The sequence below is a fragment of the Bradyrhizobium sp. INPA03-11B genome, assembly GCF_040446015.1.
Taxonomy (GTDB): domain Bacteria; phylum Pseudomonadota; class Alphaproteobacteria; order Rhizobiales; family Xanthobacteraceae; genus Bradyrhizobium; species Bradyrhizobium macuxiense_A.
This window is the reverse complement of the sequence record NZ_JASGSR010000037.1, coordinates 48,189-67,830: the sequence shown is the minus strand read 5'-3', so window position 1 is coordinate 67,830 and position 19,642 is coordinate 48,189. Positions and strand designations below refer to the sequence as shown.

General features: G+C 65.4%; 22 protein-coding genes. 7 read left to right on the top strand and 15 right to left on the bottom strand.

Annotation, left to right across the window (positions count from 1 at the left end):
• Positions 1-209: 209 nt before the first annotated feature.
• From QMZ05_RS17890 to QMZ05_RS17875, 4 genes are all read right to left on the bottom strand, one after another.
• Entirely contained in the window at positions 210-1,025 is an 816-nt protein-coding gene (locus QMZ05_RS17890; protein ID WP_353701945.1) for an exodeoxyribonuclease III, read from the bottom strand.
• 315 nt (positions 1,026-1,340) lie between these two features.
• The gene (locus tag QMZ05_RS17885; RefSeq protein ID WP_353701944.1) at positions 1,341-2,153 is read right to left on the bottom strand and encodes an outer membrane lipoprotein carrier protein LolA; all 813 of its coding nucleotides are present in this window, start codon (positions 2,151-2,153) and stop codon (positions 1,341-1,343) included.
• 100 nt (positions 2,154-2,253) lie between these two features.
• Positions 2,254-4,737, bottom strand: a complete 2,484-nt coding sequence (locus QMZ05_RS17880) for a DNA translocase FtsK (RefSeq protein ID WP_353701943.1) — start codon at positions 4,735-4,737, stop codon at positions 2,254-2,256.
• Between the two features lie 16 nt (positions 4,738-4,753).
• Positions 4,754-5,980, bottom strand: a complete 1,227-nt coding sequence (locus QMZ05_RS17875) for an aminotransferase class I/II-fold pyridoxal phosphate-dependent enzyme (protein ID WP_353701942.1) — start codon at positions 5,978-5,980, stop codon at positions 4,754-4,756.
• Between the two features lie 200 nt (positions 5,981-6,180).
• On the opposite strand from QMZ05_RS17875, the gene QMZ05_RS17870 reads away from it, so the two are divergent.
• Positions 6,181-6,651, top strand: a complete 471-nt coding sequence (locus QMZ05_RS17870) for an NUDIX domain-containing protein (protein ID WP_353701947.1) — start codon at positions 6,181-6,183, stop codon at positions 6,649-6,651.
• A 119-nt stretch (positions 6,652-6,770) separates the two neighbouring features.
• On the opposite strand, the gene QMZ05_RS17865 is transcribed toward QMZ05_RS17870, so the two are convergent.
• The 8 genes from QMZ05_RS17865 to QMZ05_RS17830 form a co-directional block, all read right to left on the bottom strand.
• Positions 6,771-7,175 (bottom strand): GFA family protein, encoded by a 405-nt coding sequence (locus QMZ05_RS17865; protein ID WP_353701941.1) that lies wholly within the window; start codon positions 7,173-7,175, stop codon positions 6,771-6,773.
• Between the two features lie 212 nt (positions 7,176-7,387).
• Positions 7,388-8,836, bottom strand: a complete 1,449-nt coding sequence (amt, locus tag QMZ05_RS17860) for an ammonium transporter (RefSeq protein ID WP_353701940.1) — start codon at positions 8,834-8,836, stop codon at positions 7,388-7,390.
• A gap of 39 nt (positions 8,837-8,875) precedes the next feature.
• Positions 8,876-9,214: a P-II family nitrogen regulator gene (locus QMZ05_RS17855; protein ID WP_021082517.1), complete on the bottom strand. Its 339-nt coding sequence runs from the start codon at positions 9,212-9,214 to the stop codon at positions 8,876-8,878.
• A 315-nt stretch (positions 9,215-9,529) separates the two neighbouring features.
• Positions 9,530-10,132: an ATP-dependent Clp protease proteolytic subunit gene (locus QMZ05_RS17850; protein WP_146986179.1), complete on the bottom strand. Its 603-nt coding sequence runs from the start codon at positions 10,130-10,132 to the stop codon at positions 9,530-9,532.
• 52 nt (positions 10,133-10,184) lie between these two features.
• Positions 10,185-10,538 carry an SRPBCC family protein gene (locus QMZ05_RS17845; protein ID WP_353701939.1) on the bottom strand — a complete coding sequence of 118 codons (354 nt, stop codon included), beginning with the start codon at positions 10,536-10,538 and terminating at the stop codon, positions 10,185-10,187.
• Positions 10,535-10,849: a metalloregulator ArsR/SmtB family transcription factor gene (locus QMZ05_RS17840; protein ID WP_024583100.1), complete on the bottom strand. Its 315-nt coding sequence runs from the start codon at positions 10,847-10,849 to the stop codon at positions 10,535-10,537. Before QMZ05_RS17840 ends, QMZ05_RS17845 begins: the two co-directional genes overlap by 4 nt.
• Positions 10,850-10,987: 138 nt before the next feature.
• Positions 10,988-12,310, bottom strand: coding sequence for an ammonium transporter (amt, locus tag QMZ05_RS17835; protein ID WP_353701938.1), 1,323 nt, complete (start codon positions 12,308-12,310; stop codon positions 10,988-10,990).
• Between the two features lie 84 nt (positions 12,311-12,394).
• Complete coding sequence (locus tag QMZ05_RS17830) at positions 12,395-12,733, bottom strand: P-II family nitrogen regulator (RefSeq protein ID WP_074128375.1); 339 nt, start codon at positions 12,731-12,733, stop codon at positions 12,395-12,397.
• 305 nt (positions 12,734-13,038) lie between these two features.
• On the opposite strand from QMZ05_RS17830, the gene QMZ05_RS17825 reads away from it, so the two are divergent.
• A complete protein-coding gene (locus QMZ05_RS17825) occupies positions 13,039-13,929 on the top strand; it encodes a GYF domain-containing protein (RefSeq protein ID WP_353701937.1) in 891 nt (296 codons plus the stop codon).
• A 51-nt stretch (positions 13,930-13,980) separates the two neighbouring features.
• On the opposite strand, the gene tesB is transcribed toward QMZ05_RS17825, so the two are convergent.
• Complete coding sequence (gene tesB, locus QMZ05_RS17820) at positions 13,981-14,841, bottom strand: acyl-CoA thioesterase II (RefSeq protein ID WP_146986170.1); 861 nt, start codon at positions 14,839-14,841, stop codon at positions 13,981-13,983.
• A gap of 192 nt (positions 14,842-15,033) precedes the next feature.
• Here tesB and QMZ05_RS17815 point away from each other — a divergent pair, with 192 nt between their 5' ends.
• Positions 15,034-16,254 (top strand): ubiquinone biosynthesis hydroxylase, encoded by a 1,221-nt coding sequence (locus tag QMZ05_RS17815; protein ID WP_353701936.1) that lies wholly within the window; start codon positions 15,034-15,036, stop codon positions 16,252-16,254.
• A gap of 53 nt (positions 16,255-16,307) precedes the next feature.
• On the opposite strand, the gene QMZ05_RS17810 is transcribed toward QMZ05_RS17815, so the two are convergent.
• On the bottom strand, positions 16,308-16,505 hold the full coding sequence (locus QMZ05_RS17810; protein ID WP_018269337.1) for a Trm112 family protein: 198 nt from the start codon (positions 16,503-16,505) through the stop codon (positions 16,308-16,310).
• A 46-nt stretch (positions 16,506-16,551) separates the two neighbouring features.
• The gene (locus QMZ05_RS17805; RefSeq protein ID WP_353701935.1) at positions 16,552-17,088 is read right to left on the bottom strand and encodes a TetR/AcrR family transcriptional regulator; all 537 of its coding nucleotides are present in this window, start codon (positions 17,086-17,088) and stop codon (positions 16,552-16,554) included.
• A gap of 94 nt (positions 17,089-17,182) precedes the next feature.
• On the opposite strand from QMZ05_RS17805, the gene QMZ05_RS17800 reads away from it, so the two are divergent.
• Genes QMZ05_RS17800 through QMZ05_RS17785 form a run of 4 tightly spaced genes read left to right on the top strand, consistent with a single transcriptional unit; the run spans position 17,183 to position 19,606 of the window.
• Positions 17,183-17,533: a hypothetical protein gene (locus tag QMZ05_RS17800; protein ID WP_074130853.1), complete on the top strand. Its 351-nt coding sequence runs from the start codon at positions 17,183-17,185 to the stop codon at positions 17,531-17,533.
• A gap of 11 nt (positions 17,534-17,544) precedes the next feature.
• On the top strand, positions 17,545-18,351 hold the full coding sequence (locus tag QMZ05_RS17795; RefSeq protein ID WP_353701934.1) for a crotonase/enoyl-CoA hydratase family protein: 807 nt from the start codon (positions 17,545-17,547) through the stop codon (positions 18,349-18,351).
• The gene (locus QMZ05_RS17790) at positions 18,348-18,770 is read left to right on the top strand and encodes a PaaI family thioesterase (protein ID WP_353701933.1); all 423 of its coding nucleotides are present in this window, start codon (positions 18,348-18,350) and stop codon (positions 18,768-18,770) included. The genes QMZ05_RS17795 and QMZ05_RS17790 overlap by 4 nt, the downstream gene beginning before the upstream one ends.
• Before the next feature lie 23 nt (positions 18,771-18,793).
• Entirely contained in the window at positions 18,794-19,606 is an 813-nt protein-coding gene (locus QMZ05_RS17785) for an NAD(P)H-binding protein (RefSeq protein ID WP_353701932.1), read from the top strand.
• Positions 19,607-19,642 lie beyond the last annotated feature (36 nt).

The window sequence follows — 19,642 nt, the reverse complement described above, 5'->3', positions numbered from 1 at the left end:
GCCTTGGCCGGCAGCCACCGGCCAAGGCGCTAAGTCGCTTCCATCGCACAAATCATGCTCGTGCAGATACAAGGGGTGAGGTCTGTCCGCCAGTGCAGTCCCTCGAGGGACCGCGACCCCTCACCCGGATCACATTCCGCTTCGCTTCATGCGATCCGGCCTCTCCCACAAGGGGAGAGGCAGACCATGCAAGCTGATAGGTCGGAGAACTAAACCTCCATCACCGCGGTCACCGGCACGTGATCCGACGGCCGCTCCCAGCTGCGGGCGTCGCGGGTGATCTTGAAATCGCTGACGTGATCCTTCAGCGCGCGCGAGACCCAGATGTGATCGAGCCTGCGGCCGCGGTCGCCGACGGTCCAGTCCGCGGCGCGATAGCTCCACCAGGTGTAGACCTTTTCCGACATCGGGATCCGCTCGCGCGCGATGTCGAACCATTCGCCATGCGCCTGCGCTGCGAGCAGCTTCTCGGTCTCGACCGGCGTGTGCGAGACCACCTTCAGCAGCTGCTTGTGCGACCACACGTCGTTCTCGTGCGGTGCGACGTTGAGGTCGCCGACCAGGATGTGACGATCGTCGCCGCGCGGATGCAGCGGCTCGCAGCTCTTCATCTCGTCGAGGAATTGCAGCTTGTGCTCGAACTTCGGGTTGAGCGCGGGATCGGGAATGTCGCCGCCGGCCGGCACGTAGAAATTATGCAGCACCAGCGGCTTTGAAATCTGCGCCTTCTCGCCGAACGAAACCGAGATGTGCCGCGAGTCGATCTTGTCGCAGAATGTCCGGATGTCGGTCGTCTCGAACGGCAGCCGTGAGACGATGGCGACGCCGTGATAGCCCTTCTGCCCGTTCAGCGCGACATGCTCATAGCCGAGCCGCTTGAAGCGCTTCAACGGAAACGCATCGTCGATGCATTTGGTTTCCTGCAGGCACAGCACATCCGGCCGCGCGCTCTTCAGGAATTTGGCGACGATATCGATGCGCAGACGCACCGAATTGATGTTCCAGGTGGTGACGGAGAACCGCATGAGAGCTGCGTCTTAGCATGGTTCTCAGTGCGGGATTCAATTGTCCACAGGGCTGCTGTCCACAGGGCTGCTCTTACCTCGCCCCGCTTGCGGGGAGAGGCATAGGCCGCCTCCGGCGGCCGTGACGAAGGACGCCGAAGCAAGCTTCGGCTATGTCGCAAGCCAATGCGATCCGGGTGAGGGGGACTCACCACATGCTCACGTCTTTCGAATATGCGGAGACAGCCCCTCACCCCAACCCTCTCCCCGCATCCGCCTTCGCCCGAAGGCGGGCTTCGGCGGACAAGAGAGCGGGGCGAGGGAGAAGAGCGCCGCCTACCCCGGCGAGGATCCCGGATACGTCGTGAAGTCGATCTTGAACAGCCCGGGATCGGGCTTCTGCGTGGCGTCGAGATTGTAGACCGCAACCGTGGTGTCGTAGCCCTGCGGGTCGGTGACGGTCCACTGCTTGAGCTTGCCGTCCTTGGCGCCGATCATCAAAAGGAAGCGGCTGGTGCCGACCAGCGCCTGCTTCTCCTCGATCGTGATGCTGACGAACACGTCGTCGGCGGTGACGCTGACGACGTTGGTGTCCTTCATCAGATCGATGCGGTCCGACAACAGATAGCGCAGCGGGGTCTGCGACAGCGGATAGATGTCCTGGGTGGCGAGCCTGCGGTCGCGCACTGCGACCGAGGAGCCGTCGGCGATCACCTCGATCGTGCTCGGATTGTCATATTCGAAACGCAGCTTGCCGGGCTTCTGAATGTAGAAATCGCCCTTGGTCTTGGTGCCGTCGGGGCCGACCTGGACGAAATTCCCGACCAGGGTCTGCAGCGACGATAGATAGGCCGAGACCTTGGCGGCCTGCGCCTTCTGATTGGCGTCGAAGGTCTGGAAGATGCTGGCGGGAACGTTGCGGCGCGGATCGGGAATCACCGGGTCCGGCGGTGTCTGGGTGGCGCCTGTGGTGGTCGGGCCCTTGTCGGCATTGCTCTGTGCGCCGGCGTCCTTGGCCTTCGGTGCTGCCTTGGGTGCGGCGGGTTTCGGCGACGGCGCATTTTGCGCAGTCGCGCCGCCTGCGATCGCGGCGGTGACGAGAAGAGCCAGCGCAGTGCGCGCGCCGCGGTCAATGAGATGTTTTGCCATCAGATATGTCAGGTCTCTGTTCGACGCTCGTCCCGCTTCGCCGGATTTTATCCCGCCTCTTCCGAGGGAGATATGGTTTTTCCGTGATGATCGCCCCCGGTCAGAACTGGCCTTCTTCCTCCCCGACCAGGATTTCGCGCTTTCCGGCGTGATTCGCCGGTCCCACGATGCCCTCAAGTTCCATCCGCTCCATCAGCGAGGCGGCGCGGTTGTAGCCGATCTGCAGCCGGCGCTGGATGTAGGAGGTCGACGCCTTGCGGTCGCGCTTGACGATCGCAACCGCCTGCGTGAACAGGTCGCCGCCGCCGTCGCCGCCCATGCCGGTGGCATCGAACACGGCGCCGTCCTCGTCGGTCGGCTCTTCCGCGGTGACCGCTTCGAGATATTCCGGCTGGCCTTGCGTCTTCAGGTGACGCACCACCTTCTCGACTTCCTCGTCGGAGGCGAACGGGCCGTGCACGCGGCTGATGCGGCCGCCGCCCGCCATGTAGAGCATGTCGCCCTGGCCGAGCAGCTGCTCGGCGCCCATTTCGCCGAGGATGGTGCGGCTGTCGATCTTCGACGTCACCTGGAAGGCGATGCGGGTCGGGAAGTTCGCCTTGATCGTGCCGGTGATGACGTCGACCGACGGACGCTGTGTGGCGAGGATCACATGCAGGCCGGCGGCGCGCGCCATCTGCGCGAGGCGCTGCACCGCGCCTTCGATGTCCTTGCCGGCGACCATCATCAGGTCGGCCATCTCGTCGACGATGATGACGATGTAGGGCAGCGGCTCGAGGTCGAGCTTCTCTTCCTCGTAGATCGCCTTGCCGGTCTCCTTGTCGAAGCCGGTGTGCACGGTGCGCGTCAGCTCTTCGCCCTTGCCCTTGGCCTCGACGAGGCGCGCATTGTAGCCGTCGATATTGCGGACGCCGAGCTTGGCCATCCGCTTGTAGCGCTCTTCCATCTCGCGCACGGCCCATTTCAGCGCGACCACCGCCTTCTTCGGATCGGTGACGACCGGCGTCAGCAGATGCGGGATGCCGTCATAGACGGAGAGTTCGAGCATCTTCGGGTCGACCATGATCAGGCGGCACTGATCCGGGCGCAGCCGATAGACCAGGCTCAGGATCATGGTGTTGATCGCGACCGATTTGCCGGAGCCGGTGGTGCCGGCGATCAGCATATGCGGCGTGCGCGCCAGATCGATGATGACGGGATCGCCGCCGATGGTCTTGCCGAGGCACAGCGGCAGCTTCGCAACCGACTCGGTGCTCTCCTTGGCGACCAAGAGCTCGCGCAGGTAAACCTTCTCGCGATGCGCGTTCGGTAGCTCGATGCCGATCGCGTTGCGGCCGGCGACCACGGCGACGCGGGCCGACAGCGCGCTCATCGAGCGCGCGATGTCGTCGGACAGTCCGATCACGCGCGATGACTTGATACCGGGCGCGGGCTCGAGTTCGTACAGCGTGACGACCGGGCCTGGATTGGCCTTGACGATCTCGCCGCGCACGCCGAAGTCCTGCAGCACGCCTTCCAGCGCGCGCGAATTGTTTTCCAGCTCGGCCTTGCTCAGCGGCTGGCGATCGCTCGCCTTCGGAGCGCTGAGCACGGAGACCGACGGCAGTTCGAACTTGTCGGAGTTCTTCTTCTTCGGCTTCGGCTCGGCCTTCTTGCGCGGGGCGCGGGCGGCGGGAGCTTCCTCCTCCTCCTCGTCCTCTTCTTCCTCGTCGTCGAAAGCCTCGGCCTCGTCTTCGTCCTCGTCGTGATCGTCATGCGCGGGCGCGATCGAGGGCGCCGCGCGGCCGCCGCCGATATTGGGCTCCCGGCGCTCGAACGCGGCGCTGCGGCCCTGCGCTCCGCTCGACACCAGCGATTTATAGGCTGTGGTGAACAGCCAGCCGAGCCGGGCTTTTGCGCTCATCAGCGCGTGGAACAGCCAGCCCAGCGAGACCGAGCTGCGGTCCTCGTCGTCCTCGACGAACGGCTCGTCATCGTCAGAGATCGGCGTCAGCTCGTCGTCCTGCTCCTTGGCGCCCCAACCGCAGGCGAACAGGAAGCACGCGGCCATCGCGACAAACAGGATCAGCCCGAGCACGACGCGGTAGATGAAGCCGGGCGGCCCGAACACGACGGCCGGCGCGCGCAGCAGCGCATCGCCGACTACGCCGCCGAGCCCGGTCGGCAGCGGCCAGGCGGTGTTGTGCGGCCAGCAGCTGGCAAAGCCCGCCGCGATCACCGTGCACAGGATCCAGCAGCCGAGCCGCAGCGCCTCGCGGTCGAACGGACGGTGCGTCAGCATCCGCCAGCCCCACACCGCGACCGGCAGCAGCAGCATGATCGCGCCGAGGCCGAGGATCTGCATCAGGAGGTCGGCACCGATCGCGCCGGGATAGCCGAGCACGTTGCGGATCGCACGCGAGGTGGCATGGCTCAGCGACGGGTCCTGCACCGACCAGGTCATCAGCGCAGCAGTGATGCCGCCTGACAGCGCGATCAGGCCGAGCCCGGTCAGTTCGCGCAGCCGCCGCGCCAGCGCCTCGCGCAGCGAGAGCGGCAGATGGCCGACCAGGGGGATGACACGTTCGATCGCTGGCATACTCAATCTTCGCGCTTCGCGATTAACCCAGGGTTTCGACCAGGCGATGCATCGCCTCGGCCGTCGATTCACTGTCGGAGACCAGCGCGAGGCGGATATAGCCCGCGCCCGGATTGGAACCGTCGTTCTGCTCGCGCGCCAGATAGCTGCCGGGAATCACGCGAACGCCGGCGTCGCGATAGAGCCTGACGGTCGTCGCCTCGTCGCCGCCGCGATCGGAGACGTCGAGCCAGACGCAGAAGCCGCCCGCGGGCCGCTTGTAGCCGTAGCGGCTGCCGAGGATCTGGTCGGCGAGATCGAACTTGATGCGATAGAGCCTGCGGTTCTCCTCGACATGCGCCTCGTCGCTGTAGGCGGCGACCGCGACATGCTGCAGCGGCACCGGCACCTGAGGTGCTGCGACATTGCGCAGCTCGAGGAATGCAGCCATGAACTTTCGATCGCCGGCGGCGAAGCCGACCCGCATGCCCGGAAGATTCGAGCGCTTCGACAGCGATTGGAACGCGACCACATTGGTGAAGTCGGGTCCGGCGCATTCCAGCATGCTGCCCGGTGCTTCGCGGGTGTAGATCTCCGAGTAGCACTCGTCGCTCAGGATCATGAAGCCATGGCGGTCGGCGAGCTGCTTCAGCCGCGTGAAATAGGTGCGCGAGGCGACCGAGCCTTGCGGATTGGCGGGCGAGGCAAGGAAGAACGCCACGGTACGCGCCAGCGTCGCCTCGTCGATCGAATCAAGGTCGGGCAGGAAGCCGTTGGCGAGCGTGGTCGGCAGATAGATCTGCTCGCAGCCGGCGGCGCGCGCGCCGGCGCCATAGGCCGGATAGAACGGATTCGGCATCAGGATCGCCGGCCGGCCCTTGCGCGGCGAGACGTAGCGCGCCGCCGTGATCGCGGCGAAGAACAGCCCCTCGCGGCTGCCGTTCAGCACCGTCACCTCGCTCTCCGGATCGACTGGGCGCGGCAATTGGAACCGGCTCGACAGCCAGGCCGCGGCCGCGCGGCGGAACGGCTCGATGCCCTTGGCCATCGGGTAGCGGCCGAACTCGGCGGTGTGCTTCGACAGCACCGGCCCGACGAAGTCAGGCACGGGGTGCTGCGGCTCGCCGACCGACAGCGTAATCAATGGTTTAGCCGGTTGGTACGGCGCCAGAAGCTCGGTGGTACGCACGAATGGGGAACGCTCGGCCTGGCCGGCGGATGCGACATCGCCGGCGCCCTGCGCCAAGCCGGATGAGGCGGTCATTGCCATGGTTGAAATGCCAGCACTTTCACTGCGGTCGGGGTTGAGGGGCGCCGACCGTAAACCGATCAAGTCACCATAGATAGGGCGAGGTTAAGACGCGATTAACCATCGGCGGCGGGCACGATCGGCCGGCCCGTGATATCAGCGCTCGCCGATCAAAACCGCTTCGAAATTGCACTGAGATTGCGCCGAGATTGCTTTTGGACATGATCCATCGCCGCGCCGTCAGGGCGCTCATCATCACGGACGAGCGCGAAGTCCTGCTGCTGCGGATTCGCCCGCCGCACGGGGATTGCTTCTGGATCGCGCCCGGCGGCGGCAGCGAGGGCGACGAGACGCCGGAAGCGACGTTGCGGCGAGAGCTTGCCGAGGAGTTGGGGCTGGCCGATTTCGCGCATGGCCCCGCCGTCTGGCGGCGTCACCACACCTTCAACTGGGGCGGCCGGCGGATCTCCCAGAAGGAAGAATACCGGATCGTTCACGCCGATCGATTCGACCCTGTGATGACTGATGCGGCCGAGGCGAAGGTGCTCGACTGTTTCCGCTGGTGGCCGATCGCCGATCTGCCCAGCGCGGAAGAGCGTCTCACGCCGCTGTCGCTTGCCGATATTCTCGAACGTTATTTGCGCGATGGCGCACCGAGCGAGTTGCCCGCCGAGGAGGTCTTGGTCGATTGACCGGTGTGAGCTCCGTAGCCCGGATGGAGCGCAGCGCAATCCGGGGATGGTCCTTACGCGGAGAGGCTTTCCCGGATTGCGCTGCGCTCCATCCGGGCTACACACTGAATGTGTGATCTCTACCGCGCCGGCAGCTTCTCGAATGACGGCTTGCCCTCGGGCAGATGGTGGAAGGTCTGCTTGTCGCAGGCGTAGATCGTCATCTGCGGGGTGAACACACTGGGGTCGTCGAACGTGCCGACCTTCAGGATCGTCGCGGGCAGGCCGGGCACCTTGGTCACCAGATGCGTGCCGCATTCCGGGCAGAACTCGCGGGTCACGGCGCGCTCGAGATCCTTGCGCGTGAACTGCTTGGGCTGGCTCGCGGTGTATCTGAAGCCGGTGGCCGGCATCGCCATGAACAGGTTCGGCCCGCCGCCCGTGATGTACTGGCATTCGCGGCACAGGCATTGCGCCGCCATCATCGGTTCGCCTTCGGCCTCATAGCGCACGTTGCCGCAATAGCACCTGCCTTGCACCTTCATGACGTCCTCCCGTTCTTGTTGTCGGTTTCGTTGTTTGTAGCCAGTCATTCCACGATGGCAGGCAATTCCGACATTATTTTCTCAAGCGCAGAAAAAAGAAAGGGGCTCCAACTTGCGCTGGAGCCCCTCAACGGTCCGGACATTGCCGGGTATGTGCCCGGACCGTAGTTCTGGGAACGACCGCTTGGGGAGGTCGCGCCCCGGGAGAACTCTTACATGTTGTAGGCGCGCTCCGTGTGCTCGGTGATGTCGAGGCCTTCACGCTCGGTCTCGACGTTGGCGCGCAGGCCGACGATCACGTCGACGATCTTGTAGAGGATCGCCGAACCGATGCCCGACCACACCAGCGTGGTGCCGACGCCCCAGACTTGCGAGATCATCTGCGCCGCGAAGTCGTAATCGGCGACCTTCGGCGGGATCGCGGTGTAGTCGATGATGCCCGCGCCGCCGAGCGCCGGGTTGACCAGGATGCCGGTGCCGAGCGCGCCGACGATGCCGCCGACGCAGTGGACGCCGAACACGTCGAGCGAGTCGTCATAGCCGAGCGCGTTCTTCACCACGGTGCAGAAGAACAGGCAGACCACGCCAACCACGAGGCCGAGCACGATGGCGCCCATCGGACCGGCATAGCCGGCCGCCGGCGTCACCGCGACGAGGCCCGCGACCGCGCCCGAGAGCGCGCCGAGCAGCGAGGGATGGCCCTTGATGATCCATTCCGCGAACATCCAGGACAGCGCCGCCGCGGCGGTTGCCACGAAGGAGTTGGTCATGGCGAGCGCCGCGCCGCCATTGGCTTCGAGGTTCGAACCAGCGTTGAAGCCGAACCAGCCGACCCAGAGCAGCGAGGCGCCGATCATGGTCATGGTCAGCGAGTGCGGAGCCATCAGCTCCTTGCCGTAGCCGGTGCGCTTGCCGATCAAGAGCGCGCCGACCAGGCCGGCGATGCCGGCGTTGATGTGCACGACGGTGCCGCCGGCGAAGTCGATCGCACCCTTCTTGAAGATCCAGCCGGCATCGGCGTTGATCGCGTCGAGGGCGGCCTGCGCCTTCGTCTTGGCATCGCCGTCAGCCGCGGCGGCGAGCGCCTTGGCAGCATCCTGGATCGCGTCCGGGCCCGGCCAGTACCAGACCATGTGCGCGATCGGGAAGTAGATCACGGTGACCCAGATCGGGATGAACAGGGCGATCGCCGCGAACTTCATCCGTTCGGCAAAGGCGCCGACGATGAGGGCCGGCGTGATCGCCGCGAAGGTCATCTGGAAGCAAACGTAAACCAGCTCCGAGATGTTGGCGTCGACCGAGAAGGTCGCGGCCTTCGAGTCCGGCGTGACGCCCATCAGGAAGGCCTTGGAGAAGCCGCCGATGAAGTCGGAGCCGCCGGTGAAGGCGAGGCTGTAGCCGTAGAGGGCCCAGAGCACGGTGACGATGCAGACGGTGTAGAACACCTGCGCCAGCACCGAGAGCATGTTCTTGGAGCGGACGAGACCGCCATAGAACAGCGCAAGGCCGGGGATGGTCATCAACAGCACCAGCACCGTCGAGGTCAGCATCCAGGCGTTGTCGCCCTTGTTGACGGTTGGCTCGGCGTAGGCGGCGGTTGCGGCAAAGAGGCCGACTGCGAGGGCCGCCAGTCCCGCGCCATAGGGACGCTTGAACGTCATGTCATATTACTCCTGAGGTCTTAAGGTTTGAGCGCGAAATCAGAGGGCCGCGGCATCGGCCTCGCCGGTGCGGATGCGCACGGCGTGCTCGAGGCTGATGACGAAGATCTTGCCGTCGCCGATCTGTCCGGTCTTGGCGGCGGAGGTGATGGCGTCGATGGTCTTGTCGACCTGGTCGGAGCCGACTGCGACCTCGATCTTGATCTTGGGCAGGAAGCTCACGGCATATTCGGCGCCGCGATAGATTTCCGTGTGACCCTTCTGACGGCCGTACCCCTTGACTTCCGTCACCGTGAGACCGTGAACGCCAATGGCGGTCAGGGCGTCACGGACCTCTTCCAGCTTGAATGGCTTAATGATCGCCATAACAATTTTCATGAGTCCTATCCCCGCTTGGGCCCGGTGCGAACGAACACCGGGAGTTTCGACTGAGGTTCACCACGCGGAGGACTTCCACTACGCGGGCACAGCCAGACCCATAGAATCAAATGCCGTGCCAACCGGCCGGAGTTCGCTAATGGATTATGAATCCGGATATTTTCCCGCATTGCGGGAGCCGGGTGCCCCTGCGGTATTCCGTCGCGCCTAAAATCTAATCAGGTCGGCTCAATTCGTGAGCAAGCCAGGGTCCGGACACAATTCTGCTCAGCGGGGGAGCAGTGGCGGGTATCTAAATAGGGCGATGCCGGACCATTAGGCGGCGTCGCGTGCCGCGAAGACCTTGTCGATCAAGCCCCATTCGAGCGCCTGCTGCGCGGACATGAAGTGATCGCGGTCCAGCGTCCGCTCGACGTCGGCCTCGGTGCGCCCGCAATGTTGCGCGTAGAGCCGGGTGATGCGCCGCTTGGTTTCCTGCATCTCGGTGGCATGGATCAGGATGTCGGAGGCCTGGCCCTGGAAGCCGCCGAGCGGCTGATGCACGTGGAGGCTCGCATTCGGGAGCGCGGCGCGGTGGCCGGGCTCGCCGGCCATCAGCAGGAACGAGCCCATCGATCGCGCGGTGCCCATGCACAGCGTGTGCACCGGCGCCTTGATGAACTGCATGGTGTCGTACATCGCAAGTCCGCTGGTGATCACGCCGCCATAGGAGTTGATGTAGAGGTTGATCGGCTTGTTCGGGTTGTCAGCCTCGAGGAACAGCAACTGGGCGCAGACCAGCCCGGACATCGCATCATTGACCTCGCCGTTCAGGAAGATGATGCGCTCGCGCAGCAGCCTGGAATAGATGTCGAAGGAGCGTTCGCCGCGGGTCGACTGCTCGACGACCATGGGGACAAGTTGCATCATGTCGCGCATCGGCGACCTCCATGTCTGCAGGTGATGACGTCTCAGCGGGTGAAGTTTGCGATCAGGCCGCGCGCATCAGGGTGCGGCGGTTGCTGTTGGCGGCCTGCGGCAGTCTTGCTCGCTCGTCGCAGGCTTGCTGGATGATGCGAAACCTTGTGCCGCCGGCCTCGTTCGGCTCGATCCGGAAGGTGACATGGCTTTCGCGAAACGGCGGCTCGGACTCGCGGAGCCGGTAGCGCACCTCTTCGCCCGTGATCGTTGCTTCCGGCTCGGCGCCGGCGAGATCGCAATCCGGCAGCCAGCGTTCGCGCAGCGCCGGAATCGTCACGGCGCGCCAGACTTTTTCAGGCGGTGCGTCGAGCTCGTATTCGAGCACCAGGGCTTGGTCCGCGTCAGGCTCGACTGTGTCGCTCATTGATCCATGTCCTTCAGCAGGTCGGAGAGCGCCTCGATGCGCTTCGGCCAATAGGCGCGGTAGCGGGCAAGCCAGGTCCCGATGCTGGCGATCCCGTCCGGGTCGACTTCATAATTCACGAAGCGGCCCTGCCGCTGCTCGCGCACCAAGCCCGCCGCGCGCAGCACCGCGAGATGCTGCGACATCGCCGGCTGGCTGATCTCGAGGCCGTCGCGCAAGGCGCTGGCGTTCAGGCTGCCGCCAGCCAGCTTCTCGAACACCTTGCGGCGGGTCGGATCGGCCAGCGCCTTGAAGATATCAGCTTCGATCATGCCGATACATAAGCACACACTTATGTGTCGCGCAAGCACGAACCCGTCCGCGTCAACGTCGCGGCGTTCGCTGAGGTCCTTTGCATGGGGTTGTTTTACGAATTCGCCCTCGCGGCGCCCCCCACGCGCTACGGCCGCTTACTGCAGCGCCTCGCCGTGCTGCGAGATGTCGAGGCCTTCCATCTCCTGCTGCATCGAGACGCGGAGCGGGACGAAGGCCGAGACCAGCTTCAGCAGCACGAAGGTGATGCCGCCGCACCAGACGAACGTGACGGCGACGCCATAGAGCTGGATCAGCAGCTGCTTCGGATTGCCCTCGAGCAGGCCGGAGGTGCCGCCGATTGCCGCCGACGCGAAGATGCCCGCGAGCAGCGTGCCGGTCAGGCCGCCGATGCCGTGCACGCCGAACACGTCGAGCGAGTCGTCATACTTGAAGCGATGCTTCAGCCAGGTACAGGCCCAGTAGCAGATCAGGCCGGCGAGGATGCCGATGACGACGCCGTGCCACGGCGCGACGAAGCCGGACGCCGGGGTGATGGTGCCGAGCCCCGCGACCGCACCCGAGATCATGCCGAGCACCGACGGCTTGCGGCGCGTCGCCCATTCGATCGCGCCCCAGGTCAACGCACCGGCGCAGGCCGCGAGATGCGTCGCGGTGATCGCCATCACCGCGCGCGAATTGGCGGCGAGCGCCGAGCCGCCGTTGAAGCCGAACCAGCCGACCCAGAGCAGGCCGGTGCCGACCACGGCGAGCGACAGATCGAACGGCGACAGGTTGTCATGGCCATAGCCGTGCCGGTTGCCCATCACCTTGGCCGCGACCAGGCCGCTGATGCCGGCGGAGAGATGCACGACGAGGCCGCCGGCGAAATCCAGCACGCCCGCCGAGGCGAGGAAGCCGCCGCCCCACACCCAATGCGCCAGCGGCACATAGGCGAAGACGAACCAGCCGATCGAGAACAGCACATAGGCGGAGAACCGCATGCGGTCGGCGACCGAGCCCGCAACCAGCGCCACCGTGATGATCGCGAACGTCATCTGGTACAGCATGAACAGCGCTTCCGGGATGGTCTTCGCCGCCGGATTGACGCTGTCCATGGTGATGCCGGCCAGGAACCAGCTGTCGAGCGAGCCGAGCCAGGGACCGTTGCCGACGAAGGTCAGCGAATAGCCGAAGGTGACCCAGAGGATCGAGATCAGCGCGACGGCCGTGAGGCTCTGCGCCATTGTCGCCAGCACGTTCTTCTTGCGCACCATGCCGGAGTAGAACAGCGCGAGCCCCGGGATCGTCATCATCAGCACCAGCGCGGTGGCGACAATCATCCAGGCGGTGTCGGCGGCGTTGATGCCGGAGGCGCTGACGCTGGAGTCCTGCGCGAAGGCTGGCGTCGCCCATGCGAACAGGATCGCAGCATTGATCGGCGCAGCTGATATCGCTGCACGAAGAGCTCGTGCCCCCATCATCATTCCCCGGCGTGTCGTCGTTTCTTGGTGTGGATTTGTGACGTGCGCCGGCCTCGTTGCCGGCGACGGATTTGATAAAGCTCAGAGCGCGTCGTTGTCGGTCTCGCCGGTGCGGATGCGCAGCGCGTGGTCGATCGGCGTCACGAAGATCTTGCCGTCGCCGATCTGGCCGGTGCGGGCGTGTTCGGTGATGACGCTGACCGCCTTTTCGGCGAGCTCGGTGTCGACGGCGATCTCGATCCTGAGCTTGGGCAGGAAGTTCACGACATATTCGGCGCCGCGATAGATCTCGGTGTGGCCCTTCTGGCGGCCATAGCCCTTCACCTCGGTCACCGTCATGCCGTGAACGCCGATCGCGGTCAGGGCCTGGCGCACTTCGTCAAGCTTGAACGGTTTGATGATCGCGACGACGAGTTTCATGGTTCAGGCCTTTATTCCCTTGAAGTTTTCCCTGTGCGCCCCGTCCCCGGAGCGGCGCCTGCCGCCACCGGAGCGGCAATTTGTCGTCCCGCACATTTCGCGTCCGCCAAATCTGGCAGCTTTCTGGGCAAATGGCACAAAAAAGTTGCAGGTTGAAGGGGAAAACGTGCGCAGCGGGTGAACTCCGTCACTGTACGAGACGACAACCCTCCGCCAGAATATGGCTTTCCCGCCCCGGCCAGCGGTCCCGCTGGCTCGTTTCGCCTACCGCGCGTCACCAAGCGCGCGCCCCGAGGAAACAAGAAATGTCGAACCGAAACTGGTTTTATGCATCCGAAGGCCAGCAAAAAGGCCCCCTGCCTGAAGCTCAGCTCCGCGACTTGATCACCCGTGGCATGGTGGGCGCCGATACGCTGGTGTGGACCGAGGGAATGGCCGGCTGGCAGAAGGCCGGGGAGATTCCAGGTCTTGTTCCGAGCGCCGGGGCGCCGCCGGCGTTTCCGCAGGCCGGTGCACCGCCGCCGGTTGCGGCATCGGCAAGCTACAGCGGCGGCGCGCTGTCGGCCGACTTCCCGATCTGGGGCCTGTTCGGACGCAGCGTGCTGATGTTCATCGGCCAGATCTTCGTCATCCCCGCGCCGTGGACCGCGACCGGCCTGTACCGCTTTGCGATTCCCTATATTCGCGTGCCGGGCCGGCCGCACCTCGCCTTCACCGGGCAGCCGCTCGACATCTGGTACGTCTTCATCGTGCTTGGCCTGCTGACCTATGCTGGAGCAGCCCACAGCACGATCGTGTCGCTGCTCTCGCTGGTGGTGCAGGGCTTCCTGAGCTGGATGATCGTTCGCTGGATCTTCGGCCGTCTCAGCTCGAGCGGCCAGGACCTGCCGATCTCGTTCAACGGCAGCCCGGCCGCCTATGTCGGCTGGTACGTGCTGATGGTGATCGCGTCCATCACCATCATCGGCTGGGCCTGGGTGATGACCGCATGGCTGCGCTGGATCTGCCGCAACGTCGAGGGCACGCGCCGCGAGGTCACCTTCAATGCCTCCGGCCTCGACGTGCTGTGGCGAACCATCGTGTTCGCGGTCGGCTGCGGCTTCCTGATCCCGATTCCGTGGGTGCTGCGCTGGTACGCCAACTGGTTCATCTCGCAATTCGCGTTGACCGAGCGCGGCGCCTACGCAGCTAGCTGAGGGCAATCACTTCGGCTCTGAATTCATCAGAGACGAAGTCGCTCGAAGACGCTATTTGCGTTCGCGCACCGATCCTTCTTGCGCGACGGACGCCACCAGCGTGCCGTCGGGCTTGAAGATCTGGCCGCGGGTCAGACCGCGGCCCGACTGCGCGCTCGGCGAATCCTGCGCGTAGAGCAGCCATTCGTCGGCGCGGAACGGGCGGTGAAACCACATTGCGTGGTCGAGGCTCGCCGGCATCATGCGCCGGTCGAACAGCGTGCGGCCATAGCGCGCCATCACGGCATCGAGCAGCGAGAAATCCGACGCATAGGCGAGCGCGCACAGATGCAGCGCCGGATCGTCGGGCAGCTTCGCCGCGGTGCGGATCCAGACATGGATGCGGCCGTCGTCGATCTTCTGGCCGAAATAGCGGCCGAGCTCGACCGGGCGCAGCTCGATCGGCCGGTCGCTCTCATAGTAGCGACGGATGAACTCCGGCATCTCCTTGAACATCGGCTGCTTCGACACTTCCTCCGCGGTCAGCTTCTCCGGCGGCGGCACGTCGGGCATCTTCTCCTGGTGATTGAAGTTGCTCTCTTCGTCGGAATGGAACGAGACCATGATGGAGAAGATCGCGTTGCCGTGCTGGATCGCGGTGACGCGGCGGGTGGTGTAGCTCTTGCCGTCGCGCAGCCGCTCCACCTGGTAGATGATCGGGATCTGCGGATCGCCGGGCAGGATGAAGTAGCAATGGATCGAATGCGGCAGCCGGCCCTCGACGGTGCGGCATGCCGCCACCATCGCCTGACCGATCACCTGGCCGCCGAACACGCGCTGCCAGCTCGTCTTCGGGCTGTTGCCGCGGAACAAATTCACCTCGAGCTGCTCGAGATCGAGGATGGACAGCAGGTCGATCAGGCTCTTGGACATTCAGTGGCTTTCGGTTGGTTAAACCGTCATTCCGGGGCGATGCGACAGCATCGAACCCGGAATCTCGTCATTCCGGGTTCTCGCTGCGCGAGCCCCGGAATGACGATCGGGCTTGTTTCTGCCCCCTGTTTCGCCCAGCTATTATCAGGTAGCAAGCACAGTCTGATGGCGTCGGGCGCGTAAGGAAAAGGCATGCCGGCACAACGAAGTATCGTGATCTGCGGGGGCGCATTTGCCGGGCTGGCGCTGGCGGTCGCGTTGCGCCAGGGGCTGGGGCCGGACATCCCGGTCATCGTGGCCGATCCGGCGCTGAGCCAGCGCCCGAGCCGCGATCCGCGCGCGACCGCGATCGTGGCGGCCTGCCGGCGGCTGTTCGAGACCCTCGGCGTCTGGGGCCAGGTGGCGCCGACCGCGCAGCCGATCACCGACATGGTCGTCACCGATTCCAAGCTGGAGGACGCAGCGCGCCCGGTGTTCCTGACCTTCGCCGGCAATGTCGAGCCCGGCGAGCCGTTCGCCCATATGGTCGAGAACCGCTATCTGATCGATGCGCTGGCGGCGCGCGCCGAGGCGGAAGGCGTCGAGCTGCGCGCCACCGCGGTGTCGACATCGGAGTCACGCCCCGACGGCGTCAGCGTGCGGCTGGCCGACGGCACCGAGGTCGATGCGAGCCTTCTGGTCGCCGCCGATGGCGCGCGGTCGAAGCTGCGCGAGCGCGCCGGGATTGCGACCCATGGCTGGGACTATGATCAATCCGGCATCGTGGTCACGGTCGGGCATGAGCGCGAGCATCATGGCCGTGCCGAGGAGCATTTCCTGCCAGCGGGTCCGTTCGCGATCCTGCCGCTGACCGGCAACCGCTCGTCTCTGGTGTGGACCGAGACGCGCAAGGACGCCGCGCGTATTGTCGCTTTGAATGAAGAGCAATTCCACGCGGAGCTCGAGCAGCGTTTTGGTTTGCGCCTCGGCGAGATCAAGGCGCTCGACAGACCGCGCGCATTTCCGCTCGGCTATTTCGTCGCGCGCTCGTTCATCGGCGAACGGCTGGCGCTGATCGGCGACGCCGCGCATGTGATCCATCCGATCGCGGGGCAGGGCCTCAATATGGGCCTGAAGGATGTCGCGGCGCTGGCCGAGGTCGTGGTCGATGCGGCGCGGCTCGGCATGGATCTCGGACAGGCCGACGTGCTCGAGCGCTATCAGCGCTGGCGGCGCTTTGACACCATGGCAATGGGCGTTGCCACCAACTCGCTGAACTTCCTGTTCTCCAACGAATCGACGCTGCTGCGCACCGTGCGCGACATCGGCCTCGGCCTCGTTGATCGCGCGCCGCCGCTGAAGGAGATGTTCATCCGCCAGGCGGCGGGATTGTCAGGCGAGGTGCCGCGGCTGCTGAAGGGTGAGGCGTTGTAAGCTTGTTGTCGTCCCGGCCTTCGCCGGGACGACGCAACTGTGATCGTGCGGATCTAATCGATCTTCCTGGCCTCTTCCGGCAGCATGATCGGGATGCCGTCGCGGATCGGATAGGCGAGTTTCGCGGAACGCGAGATCAGCTCCTGCCGCGCGGCGTCGAATTCCAGCGGTCCCTTGGTGATCGGGCACACCAGGATTTCGAGCAGTTTCGGGTCGGCGGTGCTTTCGAGATGGTCGGTCGTGGAATTCATGGAAATCTCCGGATCGCCGTGATGTAGCACAACCAAAGATGCGCTGTCAGCGCTTCGTCATCCGCAGCAGCTCGTCGATCGCCGCCTGCTGCTGGGCTTTCGGCAGCGTCTGCTCTGACAGTGCGTAGCCGATGAACGCCCAGTAGAAGATCTGCGCCCGGCCGCGCGCTTCGTCGTCGGGGAATCCTGCATGCCGGAGCAGGGTTTCGATATAGGCGATGCGGCGCCGGTCGACCTCGAGCACGGCGGCGCGCGCCGCGGCGTCAGCGGTGGCCCAGCTGCGCACCGCGCGTTCCAGCGCCAGCCGCGCCGAGAAGGTCCGGCGCAGCAGCAGCGCCAGCGCGTCGCCGCCTTGCGGAATGGTCTCGAGCTCGGCGATCACCTGCTCGGCGGCGACCTCGCGCCAATAGGTGAGGATCGCGGCGCGGTAGGCGCCGATGTCGGCGAAATGCCAGTAGAAGCTGCCGCGCGAGACGCCCATGGCCTTGGCCAGCGGCTCGGCCTTGAGCGCCGTGAAGCCGCGCCGCGCCAGCGTCTTGAGGCCCTGATCGAGCCAGTCCTTGGCTGAGAGCTGTTCCGTCATGGTTCCCCGTCTGCGCCACCGACCATACACAAGTGTATTGACAGGCGCCAGCCGCTGGCGTCTTATCCATACAGTACTGTATGGAGACTTGCCGATGCGTGATCTTCTGCTGCAAGGCGCCGGTGCCATCGCCATCCTGGTCAGCCTGATCCATGGCGTTCTCGGCGAAACCAAGATATTCGCCCGCGCCACCGTCGAGCCGCCGCGGCTGCGCCTGCTGCTCCGCCTGGTCTATCAGGCCGGCACCGTCGCCTGGATCGGCGGCGGCGTGCTGCTGATTGCAGCGCCCGCGATGGCCTCCGATGCCGCGCGGCACTGGATCGTGGTGACGCTCGCGGTCGTGTTCGGCTGCGCCGCGCTGGCGAATGCGGTTGCGACCCGCTTCCGTCATATCGGCTGGATGGCGATGAGCGTGGTCGTGGCGCTCGCTGCCGCCGGCTACTAGCGGGCGCAACGATGACGACTGACCGCATCAGCCTGAGCATCGCGGGTGGCGTCGCCGACGTCAGGCTCAATCGCCCCGGCAAGCTCAATGCGCTCGATCCGGCGATGTTCACCGCGATCGCCGAGATCGGCGCACAGCTCGCCGACAACTCAAGGGTCCGCGCCGTGGTGCTGTCGGGCGAAGGCCAGGCCTTCTGCGCCGGCCTCGACATCGAGCGCCTCGTCGCGACGACGAATGGCGAGTCGATCCTCCCGTTTGCCGATCTCGGCCAGCGCACCCACGGCATCGCCAACTTCGCGCAGCACCTGGTGTGGCTCTGGCGCGAGTTGCCGGTGCCGGTGATTGCCGCCGTCAACGGCATCGCGTTCGGCGGCGGCTTTCAGCTGATGCTCGGCGCCGACGTCAGATATGTCGCGCCCGGCACTCGCCTTGCCATCATCGAAGCCAAATGGGGGCTGGTGCCGGACATGGCCGGCACGCTGCTGATGCGCCATCTCGCGCGCGAGGACGTGGTGCGCGAATTGACCTATACTGCGCGCGTCTTCTCCGCCGACGAAGCGCTCGGTTACGGCTTCGCCACCCGAATCGTCGACGACCCACGCGCCGCCGCGCTGGAGACCGCCCGCGCGATCGCTGACCGCAGTCCCGATGCGATCCGCGCCGCCAAGCGGCTGCTCAATCTTGCCGCCGATCGCGATGCGGCGATCGGGCTCGCGGCCGAGACAGCCGAGCAGGCGCTGCTGCTTGGCGCGCCCAATCACATCGAGGCGGTCAGGGCCAATCTCGAACGACGATCGCCGCAATGGAGGTTTGCATGACCACTGGAGCGGGATTCGATCTGGAGCGTCTGATCGCGACCAATGCGTCGGCGGCCTTCAACCGGCTTGTCGGCCTCGAGGTGATTTCCGCCGGCGCCGGCGAAGTGGAACTGCGCGTGCCCTGGCGCGATGATCTCACCCAATATGCAGGCCACCTGCACGCCGGCATGATCGCGGCACTGCTCGACACCGCCTGCGGCTTTGCCGCCGCGTCCGTCGTGGGCTCGGTCACCGCATCGCATTTCTCGATGAATTGCCTGAAGCCTGCGCTGGGCCGCGGTTTCATCGCCAAGGGCACATTGGTGCGTGCCGGCCGCCGGCAGGCGTTCGCGCGCGCCGAGCTGTTTGCCGAGAACGAGCAGGGAGAGGTCGCGCTGGTCGCGACCGGCGAGACGGTGCTGATCCCGCTCGCCGCCTGATCGGTCAACATTGGAGCATGAACATGTCTCTCGTCCTCGTCACCGGCGGGACGGGCCATCTCGGCCGCGATCTCGTCGATCAACTGGTCCAGGCAGGGTGCCGCGTGCGTGTCTTCACGAGGTCCCCGCAGGCACGGACCGACGTCGAGTGGGCCGTCGGCGATCTCGCCACCGGGCAAGGCTTGCGTACTGCGTTGAACGGCGTGCACACCGTGATCGATGCCGCGACACATTCGCCGATCGCTCGCCGCGGCGGCTTCAGGCCGGTCGATTTCTTCAAGTCACCGTCGGCGGTGGATGTCGAGGGGATCGCGCGGTTGCTGGCCTTCAGCCAGGACGCCGGCGTGCAGCATGTCCTTCACGTCTCGATCGTCGGGCTCGATGAAGCGACGTTGCCCTATGCGCGCGTCAAGCTTGCCGGCGAGCAATTGGTCCGACAGTCGCGCGTCGCATGGTCGGTGGTTCGCGCAATGCCGTTCCACTATCTCCTCGAGGATCTCTTGGCAGGCATGTCCGGTCTTCCAGTGTGGCCGATACCTCGTGCGAGGCTCAATCCGGTCGATACATCCGACGTCGCGGACCATCTTGTCAGATGCGCCTTCGACGGAGGACGCGGCATGCGCGCCGAGATCGGCGGACCCGACGACCTCAGCCTGGTCGAGATCGCCCGGCAGTTTCAGGCAGCGCGTGGCCTCCGCCGTGTCATCCTGCCCGTACCACTGTCGGACAAGGCTGCGCGGGGCATGGGTTTCGTGGTGAGCCAAGGGGTCCGCGGCACGCGGTCATGGGCGGATTGGTTGAAGCAAGCTTCCGGGCGGCGGCGGTCGGCCGCGTAATCAGTTGTTCCCGAAAGCAATCGCTGAAGCACAAGG